9 protein-coding genes are annotated in these 12,516 nt (G+C 65.7%); 1 reads left to right on the top strand and 8 read right to left on the bottom strand.

Annotated features, from left to right (window positions below):
* Positions 1-115 precede the first annotated feature (115 nt).
* The 8 genes from RCH14_RS21880 to RCH14_RS21845 all read right to left on the bottom strand — a co-directional run bounded on the left by RCH14_RS21880 (position 116) and on the right by RCH14_RS21845 (position 10,339).
* Entirely contained in the window at positions 116-1,258 is a 1,143-nt protein-coding gene (locus RCH14_RS21880) for a sugar ABC transporter permease (RefSeq protein ID WP_343028205.1), read from the bottom strand.
* 16 nt (positions 1,259-1,274) lie between these two features.
* Positions 1,275-2,828 carry a D-xylose ABC transporter ATP-binding protein gene (gene xylG, locus RCH14_RS21875; RefSeq protein WP_343028204.1) on the bottom strand — a complete coding sequence of 518 codons (1,554 nt, stop codon included), beginning with the start codon at positions 2,826-2,828 and terminating at the stop codon, positions 1,275-1,277.
* A 95-nt stretch (positions 2,829-2,923) separates the two neighbouring features.
* On the bottom strand, positions 2,924-3,928 hold the full coding sequence (xylF, locus tag RCH14_RS21870; RefSeq protein WP_343028203.1) for a D-xylose ABC transporter substrate-binding protein: 1,005 nt from the start codon (positions 3,926-3,928) through the stop codon (positions 2,924-2,926).
* A gap of 113 nt (positions 3,929-4,041) precedes the next feature.
* On the bottom strand, positions 4,042-5,820 hold the full coding sequence (locus RCH14_RS21865; RefSeq protein ID WP_343028202.1) for an IlvD/Edd family dehydratase: 1,779 nt from the start codon (positions 5,818-5,820) through the stop codon (positions 4,042-4,044).
* Between the two features lie 21 nt (positions 5,821-5,841).
* Positions 5,842-6,714, bottom strand: coding sequence for an SMP-30/gluconolactonase/LRE family protein (locus RCH14_RS21860; RefSeq protein WP_343028201.1), 873 nt, complete (start codon positions 6,712-6,714; stop codon positions 5,842-5,844).
* Positions 6,711-7,514, bottom strand: a complete 804-nt coding sequence (locus RCH14_RS21855) for an SDR family oxidoreductase (RefSeq protein ID WP_343028218.1) — start codon at positions 7,512-7,514, stop codon at positions 6,711-6,713. Before RCH14_RS21855 ends, RCH14_RS21860 begins: the two co-directional genes overlap by 4 nt.
* Positions 7,515-7,591: 77 nt before the next feature.
* Positions 7,592-8,836: a fumarylacetoacetate hydrolase family protein gene (locus RCH14_RS21850; RefSeq protein WP_343028200.1), complete on the bottom strand. Its 1,245-nt coding sequence runs from the start codon at positions 8,834-8,836 to the stop codon at positions 7,592-7,594.
* 399 nt (positions 8,837-9,235) lie between these two features.
* A complete protein-coding gene (locus RCH14_RS21845; RefSeq protein ID WP_343028199.1) occupies positions 9,236-10,339 on the bottom strand; it encodes a LacI family DNA-binding transcriptional regulator in 1,104 nt (367 codons plus the stop codon).
* Positions 10,340-10,503: 164 nt separating this feature from the next.
* Here RCH14_RS21845 and RCH14_RS21840 point away from each other — a divergent pair, with 164 nt between their 5' ends.
* Positions 10,504-12,474, top strand: coding sequence for a U32 family peptidase (locus RCH14_RS21840; RefSeq protein ID WP_343028198.1), 1,971 nt, complete (start codon positions 10,504-10,506; stop codon positions 12,472-12,474).
* Positions 12,475-12,516 lie beyond the last annotated feature (42 nt).

Genomic DNA, 12,516 nt, shown 5'->3' with positions numbered 1-12,516 from the left:
GATCCGGCCAGTGGCGCGCGCACGATTGCCCGATTTAACCGCGATCAAATCCGCGCCAAAGCACGTGGCTCACATCGGACAATTGGTGTGCTGGTAGCGATAAATCCCATGAAGCCTAGCGCGTGTTGCCCCGCGTTGCGACATCCAGCCACACCGCCAGCGTCAGGATCAGCCCCTTGACGATCATTTGCCAATACGCATCCACGTCCAGCATCGACATGCCGTTGTCCAGGCTTGCCATCACGAGCGCGCCCACCAGCGCGCCATGCACGGTGCCCGCGCCGCCACGCATCGAGGTGCCGCCGATGAAGCAGGCCGCAATCACGTCCAGCTCGGCCGACACGCCGGCCGACGGCGAGCCCGCCGCCAGGCGCGCGGTATTGATCAGGCCAGCCAGCGCGCACATCAGGCCCATCAGGCCAAAGATCCACAGCTTCACCTTGCGCACGTCGATCCCGGACAGGCGCGTCGCCTCCATATTGCTGCCCACCGAGTAGATGCGGCGGCCAAACACGGTCTGGCGCGCGATGTAGCTGAATACGCCCAGCAGCACCAGGAGGATCAGCACCGGCAGCGGAATGCCTTCGTAGCTGTTGAAGGTCGAGATCAGCCCGGCCAGCACCGCACCCGCAATCACCACGCGCAGCGCCGAGCGCCAGATCGGCAGCACGGGCAGCTTGTGGCGTGCCTGGCTCGCGCGCTGGCGCCAGACCAGCACGCAGGCGAGCACGAACAGCCCAACGCCCAGGATGCTGCCCCACAGCGGCGGCAGGTATGCCTGGCCCAGTTGCTCCATGCCCGGCGAGACCGGCGCCACGGTGGCGCCGCCGGTCAGCCCCAGCACGACCCCGCGGTACGCCAGCATCCCGCCCAGGCCGACAATGAAGGACGGGATGCCCGCATACGCCGTCAGATACCCGTTGAGAAAGCCACACAACAGGCCCGCGCCGAGCACGATGATGATGGACAGCGGCAGCGGCAAGCCGTGCGTGACATCGAGCACCGCCGCCATCCCGCCCAAAAGGCCCAGCAACGAGCCGATGGACAGGTCGATTTCGCCAGCAATGATGACGAACACCATGCCACACGCGAGGATGCCGGTCACCGACATCTGGCGCATCAGGTTCGACAGGTTGCGCGCGGACGTGAAGCCGCCATCCGTCTTCCAGCTGAAGAAGGCCCAGATCAGCGCGATCGCCACCAGCAGCGCCAGAATCTTGTACTGCGTGAAAATCCGTTTGAACGTCATCGTGGTCATTGTGTGATTGTGGTTGTCATGCGTGATGTGGGATCGATGGCGCCGCTGCTGCCTGGCCCAGCGCGGCGGCCAGCACGGTTTCCTGGTGCAGATTCTGGTTGACGAAGTCGCCGTTCAGGCGCCCTTCCTTCATCACCAGCACGCGGTCGGACACGCCCAGCACTTCGGCCAGTTCGGACGAGACCATGATGATCGCGATCCCCTGCGCCGCCAGTTCCAGCATCAGTTTGTAGATTTCAAATTTGGCGCCGACATCCACGCCGCGCGTCGGCTCGTCCAGGATCAGCACTTTCGGGCCGGTCAGCAGCATCTTGGCCAGCACCGCCTTTTGCTGATTGCCGCCCGAGAGCGACGTGATGGCCAGCGCCGGCGTGGCGGTCTTGAGCGCCAGCCGGCTGATCTGCGCGCTCACGGCGCCGGCTTCTTCGTTCTCGTCGATGCGGCTGGCGTGCGCAAAGCGCGGCAACACCGACAGCGTGATGTTCTCGCCCACCGACAGGTCGCGCACGATGCCGTGGTGCTTGCGGTCTTCGGGCACCAGCGCGAAACCGGCGCGAATCGCCTTCAAAGGCTCGGACGTATCGACCTTGCGGCCCTCGAGCCAGACTTCGCCTTCGTGCTTGCCCGGATAGGCGCCAAAAATGGCCGTCACCAGCTCGGTGCGGCCGGCCCCGACGATCCCGGCGATGCCGAGGATCTCGCCGCGCCGCACCTGGAACGACACATCGTCGACCTTCTTGCGCCCCGGCTGCTCCGGGTCGTAGCAGGTGATGTGGCGCGCCTCCATGACCACGTCGCCCACCGGGTGTGGCAGCGACGGATACATCTGGCTCATCTCGCGGCCGCACATCTGGTTGATGATCCGCTCGACGCTCATCGCCCCCATCGGCGTGGTGGCGATATGCTTGCCGTCGCGGATGACGACGACCGTGTCGCAGATGGCCGCGACCTCTTCGAGCTTGTGCGAGATGTAGACGCAGGCCACGCCCCGGCTTTTCAGGTCGCGGATGATGTCCAGCAAAACCGCGATCTCGGACGCCGTCAGCGATGCCGACGGCTCATCCAGGATCAACAGGCGCGCGTTCTTGTTCAGGGCCTTGCCGATTTCGATCAGTTGCTGATGCCCGCCCCCGTAGTGCTTCACCGGCAGCACCACGTTCACGTCCGGCAGCTTCAGGCCGCGCAGGATCGCCGAGGCCTTCGCGTTCATGGCCGGATAATCCATGCGCCCGCCGGGCAGCGTGATCTCGTTACCCAGAAAGATGTTCTCGGCCACGCTCAGTTCGGGCACGAGCATCAGTTCCTGGTGGATGATGATGATGCCGGCGTCCTCGGTCTCGCGCACCGAGCGCGCCCGGAGCGGCTGGCCATCCAGGACGATCTCGCCCTCCCAGGTCCCGTGCGGATAGACCGCCGAGAGCACCTTCATCAGCGTTGATTTGCCGGCCCCGTTCTCGCCGCACAGGCCGATGCACTCGCCCGGCCGGATCGCCAGATCGATGCCATCGAGCGCAGGCACCCCATTGAATCGCTTGGCGATTCCCTTCATTTCAAGCAGATAGCCGGCCATCGAAAGACTCGTTTCTAGACGTTGGACCACCGGCCGGCGAGGCTCGCCAGCCGGTACGACCGCAGAAGCGGGCGCTGTAGCAGCGTGACGCCGGCTTATTTGCCGGCCAGCTGGCCCTGCGTGTAGAAGCCGTCCTTGACCAGCATGTCGACGTTGGCCTTGTTCAGCAGGATCGGCTTGAGCAGGATGGTGCTGACGGGCTTGAAGCCGTTATTCAGTTGCGCGTTGTAGGCCGGCTTTTCGTTGCGCACCAGTTGCACCGCCAGCGTCGCAGCGCTGGTGGCGATATTGCGCAGCGGTTTATAGACCGTCATCGCCTGCGTGCCGGCGATCACGCGCCGCACGGCCGCCAGGTCGGCGTCCTGGCCCGAGACCGGCACCTTGCCCGCCAGCTTCTGCGACGCCAGCGCCTGGATCGCGCCGCCCGCGGTGGCGTCGTTCGAGGCCACGACGGCGTCGATCTTGTTGCCATTGGCGGTCAGCGCATTCTCGATGATGGCCATCGCTTCGGACGGGCTCCAGTCCTTGACCCACTGGCGGCCCACGACCTTGATGTCGCCCTTGTCGATCAACGGCTGCAGCACCTTCATCTGGCCTTCGCGCAGGATCTTGGCGTTGTTGTCGGTCGGCGCGCCGCCCAACAGGTAATAGCTGCCTTTCGGCTTGAGCGCGACGATCGACTGCGCCTGCAGTTCGCCGACAGCCATATTGTCGAACGAGATGTAGGCGTCGACATCGGCATTGAGGATCAGGCGGTCGTACGACAGCACCTTGATCTTGGCTTTCTTGGCTTCGCGGATCGCGTTGTTCAGCACCGTCGCGTTGTAGGGCACGATGACCAGCACGTCCACGCCGCGCGAGATCAGGTTCTCGATCTGGGCGATCTGGCGCTGCTCGCTGGCGTCGGCCGACTGCACATACACCTTGGCGCCGAGCTTTTCGGCCGCGCCGATGAAGTAGTCGCGGTCACGCGTCCAGCGTTCCAGGCGCAGGTCGTCGATCGAAAAGCCGATCTTCGGGTTCTTGGCGTCGGCCATGGCCGGGGCGGATGCGAACAGCATTGCGCAACCGATGCCGACTGCCGTGATGAGTTTTTTCATGCTTGTCTCCAGTGTATTTTTCGACGCCCGGACGGTACCGTCCGGGCGAAGTTCCAACATTCTGCTCAAGAATGGCTATTCATGCCACTTTTAGTCATCGTACCAACTGCGGTTTAGTGGTTATGCCGCGGCATCGCGCCGGCCACGGCCCGGTACGGCAAGGCCAGTTCCATGCAGGCGCCTGTGTGCAGCTGGCCCACCGTGGCGCGGTAGATTTCCTGCCACGGGGTCTGGCTCGGCGGGATCGCCGGCGGCGTGTCCAGCTTGCGCGCTTCGAGTTCAGCGTCGGACAGCAGCACGTCGCAGCGACCGTGCACCAGGTCCACGCGCACGACGTCGCCCGTGTGCAGCAGCGCCAGATTGCCGCCGGCCGCGCTTTCGGGCGACGCATTCAGGATCGACGGGCTGTCCGACGTTCCCGACTGGCGCCCGTCGCCCAGCGTCGGCAGGTTGTTGATGCCGCGCTTGATCAGCGCGTCGGGCGGCTGCATGTTCACGACTTCGGCCGAACCGGGCCAGCCGATCGGGCCCGCGCCGCGAATGACCAGCATCGTGTGCTCGTCGATGCCCAGCGCCGGGTCGTTGATGCGCGCGTGATAATCGTCCGAGCCGTCGAACACGACGACCTTGCACTCGAAGCAGTTCTCCGCGCCCGGCGTGGCCAGGTAGCGCGCGCGAAAGCCCGGTGAAATCACGCTCGTCTTCATGATCGCGAAATCGAACAGATTGCCCTTCAGGACCAGGAAGCCCGCGTTTTCCTTGAGCGGATCGGCAAACGGCCGGATCATCTCGCGGTCCATCGTCTGGTGCAGGTCGATGTTCTGGGCCAGCGTCGTGCCGGTCACCGTCAGGCGGTTCGAACGCAACAGGCCTGCCTGATCGAGTTCCCACATCACGGCCGGCACGCCGCCCGCGCGGTGGAAGCGCTCCCCCAGGTATTTGCCGGCCGGCTGCATGTTCAGCAGCAGCGGCACTTCGTAACCGTAGGTCATCCAGTCTTCAAGCGTGATCTCCACTCCGGCATGGCGCGCCATGGCCATGATGTGCGGCTGCGCATTGCTCGAGCCGCCAATCGCCGCGTTGACGACAATCGCATCGAGGAACGCGTCGCGCGTGAGGATGTTCGACGGGCGCACGTCTTCCAGCGCCAGGCCCACGATGCGCCGTCCCGTCTCGTAGGCCATCTGGCCGCGCTCGCGGTACGGTGCGGGAATCGCGGCGCAACCGGTGAGCGACATGCCCAGCGCTTCGGCCACGGCGTTCATCGTCGACGCCGTGCCCATCGTGTTGCAATGGCCGGCCGACGGCGCCGATGCAGTGGCGATGTTCATGAATTTCTGTTCGTCGATCGCGCCGGCCGCCAGCTGGCGGCGCGCCTTCCAGATCGCAGCGCCCGAGCCCACCAGTTCACCCTCGAACCATCCGTCGAGCATCGGGCCGCCCGAGAGCACGATGGCCGGCATGTCGACCGTCGACACGGCCATCAGCTGGGCCGGCGTGGTCTTGTCGCAGCCGGTCGTCAGCACCACCGCGTCGATCGGATAGCCATGCAGGATTTCGACCAGGCCCAGATACGCCAGATTCCGGTCCAGCGCTGCGGTCGGACGGCGGCAGTTCTCGAAAATCGGGTGCAGCGGGAATTCCATCGGAATGCCGCCGGCGTCGCGGATGCCGTCGCGCACGCGCTTGACGAGTTCCAGGTGGATGCGGTTGCATGGCGTGATGTCGCTGCCGCTCTGGGCGATGCCGATGATCGGTTTGCCCGAGCGCAGTTCGTCGGGCGTGATCCCGTAGTTCATGAAGCGCTCGAGGTACAGCGCCGTCATGTCGATCCGCTCCGGGTTGTCGAACCAGTCCTGCGAACGGAAGCGGAAGGTGGAGTGCTTGGTCATGCGGTGATTCTCCAGTGCGCGTTACAGGTGCAACGCATGTTGCGGCAGGCCCGGCGTAGCGGCGCGGAACGTGAACAGGCCACCGGCCAGCGGCTGCGCGAGCAGGTCGGCCTCGCTCAAACCCTTGCGCGCGGTGGTGGCGTACACGGTGCGCAGGTCGTCGCCACCAAAGGCCGGCTTGGTGATGTTCGCGCACGGGAAGCGCACCTCATCGACCTTGCGCCCTTGCGGGTCATAGCGGTCAATGCGCCAGCCGCCGAAGACGGCCACCCACAAATAACCTTCTGCATCGACTGCCATGCCGTCCGGATGGCCGCTGCCTTCGTGCCGGATGAAGGTGCGCTTGCCGGCGATGTCACCGTCTGCGTTCAGGTCGAAGGCGTAGATCGTGCGCGCCAGCGTGTCGGTGTGGTATAGCGTAGACCCAGCCGGGCTGACAGCCGGGCCGTTGGTGATGATGTAGCCGGCGTCCATCGGGCGCGCCGGCTGGCCGGCGCCGTCAAAGCGATACAGTGTGCCAGTGGCCTGGCTCTCGCCATTGTCCATCGAGCCAAACCACAGGCGCCCGGCCGCATCGACGTGGCCATCGTTGAAGCGGTTGCCCGGCAGGTCGGCCTCGATGCGGGCCAGCGCGATGAAGGCGCCGTCACTCTCGGCAAAGCGGTACAGGCCATCTTCGAGCCCGCACACCATGCCGCCATCGTCGCTCGGCGCGAGAAAGCCGATCTGCGATGGCGCATCCCAGCTCTGGCGCGCGCCGCCGTCTGCGTCGCAGCAGTGGATGCGGCGGCCCTTGATGTCGACGAACCAGATCTTGCGCCGGACTGCGTCCCACAAGGCGCCCTCGCCCAGCATCGCCTTCACGTCCCACAGGCAGTGCAGAGCGCCGCTCATGCGCCGTACCAGCCAGCGTCGACGAAGTATTCGCGGCCGCTGCAGCGGCGCGCGTTGTTCGAGGCCAGGAACAGCGACAGCGCCGCCACGTCCTGCATCTCGACGCGCTGCGGCAGGCACTGGCCCGCCAGGATGCGCGCTTCTTCTTCGGGTGTGTGCCACAGCGCCTGCTGGCGCGGCGTGCGCACGGCGCCCGGAATCACGGTATTGACGCGGATGTTCTCGGCGCCCAGGTCGCGCGCCAGGCCGCGGCTCATCGCCTCGATCGCCGCCTTGGCCATCATGTACAGCGACAGCTGGTTCGACGCCAGGTACCACGAGATCGAGCCGAAATTCAGGATCACGCCGCTGCCCTGGCGCCGCATCATCGCCACCGCCGCCTGGCTGCAAAAATACGTGTGGCGCAGATTGACCGCCATCCGGCTTTCCCAATACGCAGGCGTGACGTCATCGATGCCGTGGCGGTCGTCATTGGCCGCGTTATTGAGCAGGATGTCGATCCCGCCCGCGTCAAGCTCGATGGCGGCAAAGGTCGCGGCCAGCGCATCGAGGTCGGTCAGGTCGCACGGCAGGAAGCGCGGCGTGTGCACGGACCCGGCCAGCGAGGCTGCCAGCGCGTTCGACGCCTGTTCGGCGATGTCGAGGAACCAGACCTGCGCGCCCTGGCTGGCGAACGCCCTCACCAGTTCGCTGCCGATGCCGGTGCCGCCACCGGTGATGACGACGCGCTTGTCGCGCAGGTCGGGATAGGTCGCGTAGACCAGAGCGGCGGGGGTGGAATCTGGTGTTGAATGGTGCATCGTGAACTCGTGGTTATCTTGTGGCGGATCGAAAAGCGGATCGTGCAGCGGGTCGTGCAGCGCACCGTCGGGCGGGGTCATGCTGGACGGCCAGCCAGCAGCGCGCGCCGGGCCAGGTTCTGGTACAGCGCGCGCACGCCGAAGGTCCATGGCGCGATCGTGTCGCTGCGCCCGACCGTGTTGACCAGCGCGCCCAGCGCCGGGGTCGAGATGGTGACCTTGTCGCCCGGGTGATGCGTGAAGCCCCCGCCGGCCGCACCGCGGTCCTTGATCGGCGAGAACATCGTCCCCAAAAAGAGCATGAAGCCGTCCGGATACTGGTGATGCGCGCCGCAGGTCTGTGCCACCAGGTCGAGCGGATCGCGGCTGATCTCGCGCATGCGGCTCGACCCCGCCAGCGTGAAGCCGTCGGTTGCGCCTTCAATCAGCATGCCCACTTCGCAGCCGCGCAGCGTGTCGAGCGTGAAGTCGCCGTCGAACACGCGCACGAACGGGCCGATGGCGCACGAGCCGTTGTTGTCCTTGGCCTTGCCGAGCAGGAGCGCGCTGCGTCCTTCGATGTCGCGCAGGTTGACGTCGTTGCCCAGCGCGGCGCCGACGATCTCGGCGCGGCTGTTTACGGCCAGCACGATCTCGGGTTCCGGATTGTTCCAGTGCGACGACGGGTGCAGGCCGACCACCGCGCCATGGCCCAGCGACGACATCGGTTGCGACTTGGTAAACACTTCGGCGTCCGGACCGATGCCCACTTCCATGTACTGCGACCACAGGCCGCGCGCACTCAGCTCGGTCTTCAGGCGCATGGCGGCGTCCGACCCCGGCACCATCTCGGCCAGGTTGGCGCCGATGGTCGCTTGCAGTTCCGTGCGCAAGGTGGCGGCGCGGGCAGGATCGCCCTTGGCCTGTTCTTCGATGACGCGCTCGAGCAGGCTCACGGCAAACGTCACGCCGGCGGCCTTGATGGCCTGCAGGTCACATGGCGCGAGCAGCCCGAGGCCGCGCTCGCCCGGGCCGCCATCGAGCGCCGCCTGCAACAGGCTGGCGGCGTCGCCCAGATCCTCGCCCGCGGCGCTCTTGATGATCGCCAGCATGTCGGCGGCATCGCGCTCGAACAGGTCGGCTACCGTGGCGGCATGATGGGTGATATCGACCAGGCGGCCGGCGCGTACGACAACGACAGCCGGGCCATCGATCGGCGCCGGGCGCCAGACGCGGCCAACCAGCAGGGCCGACGCGAGGTCGTCGGGGAGCGCGTTGGGTAGCGCGTCGGGTAGCGCGTCGGGTAGCGCGTCAGGTAGCGCAGTGACGGAAGATGCGGTCATGTTCTCTCTCGTTCGTGATGACGGGTCCTGGCAGGCGCGCTGACGCAGGCAAGGCAGCGTGGCGCGGGCAGCCGGAACAAGCCGGTATTCAGCAGGGGTCACGGGAAGGCGCGCGGCGCAGCAGGGCTGCGGCCACGCCGGCGGGTGGCCGGGTGCGCGGGTCTGGCATGGTCGTCTCCTGAAACTTTCTGATTATTTTTAATGTGCATCACAACAATCCCTTAACAGAATTGTTAGCGCAATCATTGCAGTCTAAACTTCTGCTCGGACGGTTGTCAACGAATTATTGGAAAGCGTGCAGGCAGGCGCGATTGGCGGCGAGATGGGCGCAGAAACCCGCGCCGGGTGATGGTCCCTGCCCAGGATGGGACCAGGACCGGGGCGGCGACGGCGCCCTGCTCAGAGAGTGCGCGCTGCAGCGGGCAAGCGCGCTGGCGGGCGCACGCGCGGCGCGGCATCGGACTGGCGCCGCACGAGTACGAAGTCCATGCGCGTCTGCTCCGGCTCGGCCGGTTCTTCTTCGCGCAGCGCGCGCACGCGCCGCACGAGCGCCTGCACCGCTTCGCGCGCCATCTCGGCAATCGGCTGGCGCACGGTGGTCAGTTCGGGCCAGATCGTCGTGGCCAGCGCGGTATCGTCGAACCCGGTCACGGTGAGGTCGCCCGGCACGTCGAGCGCCAGGCGGTGGGCAACGGCCACCGTGGCGGCAGCCATATCATCATTGCTGGCGAAAATCGCCGTCGGTCGTTCGGCCAGCGCCAGCAATTGCTCGGCCGCGTCCAGGCCAGAGCGGTAGGTAAACATCCCCTGCACCACCAGCTCGTCGGCCGCGTCGGCGTTCATTTCTGCGATCGCGGCGCGGTAGCCGTCGAGACGGCGCGCGCTGGCGCTCTGGTTCGGGTGGCCGACAATGAAGCCGATGCGCTGATGGCCCAGCGCGATCAGGTGGCGCGTCATGAAGTGCGCCGCTTCGTAGTCGTCGATGCTGACTGCGCCCAGGCCAGGCGCAGGCGAACCGCAGGCGACGACGACGGCCGGAATGCCGGCCTGCGCCACGCACCCGAGCACCGCTTCGCTGTCGCACAGTGGCGGTGGCAGGATCACGCCATCAAGGCCATTGTCGATCAGGCGCTGCGTGTGTTCGGTTTCGTGGTTGCCCGCCTCGCACTTCTCGACGAACAACTGCACGTTGTTCAGGCCCGACTGGTTGAGCAGGCCAACCAGAAATTCGCTCAGGTAGGCCGCACTCGGGTTGCTGTACAAGAAACCGACGCGGATCGGCTTGGAACCGGCCAGATTGCGCGCTTCCTGGTTCGGCGTGTAGTTCAGTGCGGCGACCGCATCGGCCACCTTGCGCCGGGTGCTTTCGCGCACCAGGGTCTTCCCGTTCATGACGCGCGAGACCGTCATGGCCGAGACGCCCGCCAGTTTCGCGACGTCCACCATGGTTGGTTTGCCGTGTTCCATGGCTTCGCGGATGGTGTCGAGCGTCACTTTACTCATGTCGGGATTGTTTTCAAGGCCGGGGAAATGACGTCGATGTTAGCACAACAGAGGGTCGGATTGCGCTAACATCGGCCGCCGGCATTCCCGCCGCGACGCTCGCGCCACATGACGGCAACGCCCCGACTGGCTATAATCCCGGACTTCGCATCGAAGGATTCACCATGTCATTGCTAGCCCACGAGCTTGAACTGCTGTCGCCCGCCAAAACCGCCGAGATCGGGCGCGAGGCGATCCTGCACGGCGCCGATGCCGTCTACATTGGCGGGCCGGCATTCGGGGCGCGCCACAATGCCAGCAACCCGCTCGAGGATATCGCCGCTCTGGTGCAGTTCGCGCACGCCTACCGGGCGCGCATCTTCGTGACCATGAACACGATCATGCACGACAGCGAGCTCGAGCTGGCGCGCAAACAGATCTGGCAGCTGTACGAGGCCGGCGTCGATGCCCTGATCATCCAGGACATGGGACTGTTCGAGCTCGACCTGCCCCCGATCCAGCTGCATGCCAGTACCCAGTGCGATATTCGTGGGCCGGAGAAAGCCAAATTCCTGGCCGACGTCGGTTTCTCGCAACTGGTGCTGGCGCGTGAATTGACCGTCGAGCAGATCCGCAAGATCCACCAGGCCACCGACACGCCGCTTGAGTACTTCGTGCACGGCGCGCTGTGCGTGGCCTATTCGGGCCAGTGCTATATCTCGCACGCCGACAACGGCCGCTCGGCCAACCGGGGCGACTGCTCGCAGAATTGCCGCCTGCCCTACACGCTGAGCGATGGCGAGGGCCGCGTGGTTGCGTTCGACAAGCACCTGTTGTCGATGAAAGACAACGATCAGAGCCGCAATCTGGGCGCGCTGGTCGATGCCGGCATACGCTCGTTCAAGATTGAAGGCCGCTACAAGGACATGGGGTACGTGAAGAACATCACGGCCCACTACCGCCTGCTGCTCGACGAACTGCTCGACGAGCGGCCGGCATTCGTGCGCGCCTCGAGCGGGCGCACACGCGTCATGTTCACGCCGGACGTCGACAAGAACTTCCACCGCGGCCATACCGAGTACTTCGCGCAGGGCCGCCTGACCGATATCGGCGCGTTCGATTCGCCGAAATACCTGGGCGTGGAGCTCGGCATCGTGGCGCGCCTGAACGGCGACAGCTTCGATGTCGTCACAAGCGCGCCGATGGCCAACGGCGACGGCCTGAACTATATGTACAAGCGCGACACGGTCGGCATCCAGGCCAACAAGGCCGACAAGCTGGGTGACGAAGCCGACGGCCAGCGCTGGCGCGTCTATCCGAACGAGCCGATGCAGACGCTGGCAGGCCTGAAGGTCGGCACGGTCATCCACCGTAACCGCGACCACGGTTGGGAAGCAACGCTCAACAAGAAATCGTCCGAGCGCAAGGTGGCGCTCGAACTGGTACTGAGCGAGCAGCCCGATGGCCTGCGCCTCGACATCATCGACGAGGATGGCATTGCGTCGCATGCTGCAGCGGCGATTGCCCTGCAGCCGGCGACGCAAGCCGCGCAGGCCGATGCGGGATTGCGCTCGAGCGTTGCCAAACTCGGCAACACCATGTTCGAAGCGGGCCATGTCGAGCTCAAGCTGACTCAGCCATGGTTCGTGCCGAGCGCGGCGATCAATGCGCTGCGCCGCGACGCCATCGCCGCGCACGAAGCGGCGCGGCTGGCGGCCTGGCAGCGCCCCGAGCGCAAGGCGGCAACAACGCCGCCCCCGGTGTATCCCGACCTGCAGTTGAGCTATCTGGCCAATGTCTACAACGACAAGGCACGCGCGTTTTACCAGAAACATGGCGTGCAATTGATCGACGCTGCGTACGAGTCGCACGAGGAAGCGGGGGAAGTCTCGTTGATGATCACCAAGCACTGCCTACGCTTCTCGTTCAACCTGTGCCCGAAACAGGCCAAGGGCGTGCAAGGCGTGCAGGGCCAGGTGAAGGCCGAGCCGATGACGCTGGTGAGCGGCGAAGACCGCTACACGCTGCGCTTCGATTGCAAGCCGTGCGAGATGCACGTGGTGGGCGCGATGCGCTCGAACATCCTGAAACAGCCGCCACCGTCGGCCGTGTCGTACACGCCGTTGACCTTCCATCGCCAGCGGCCGCGCGCCTGACAGGCAGGCATCGACTGATTCTTGTCGACCAAACGGCGCCTG

This window comes from Massilia sp. MP_M2 (genome assembly GCF_039123635.1).
GTDB lineage: Bacteria > Pseudomonadota > Gammaproteobacteria > Burkholderiales > Burkholderiaceae_D > Telluria.
The sequence above is the reverse complement of the archived record's forward strand: the minus strand, read 5'-3'. Positions and strand labels throughout refer to the sequence as shown.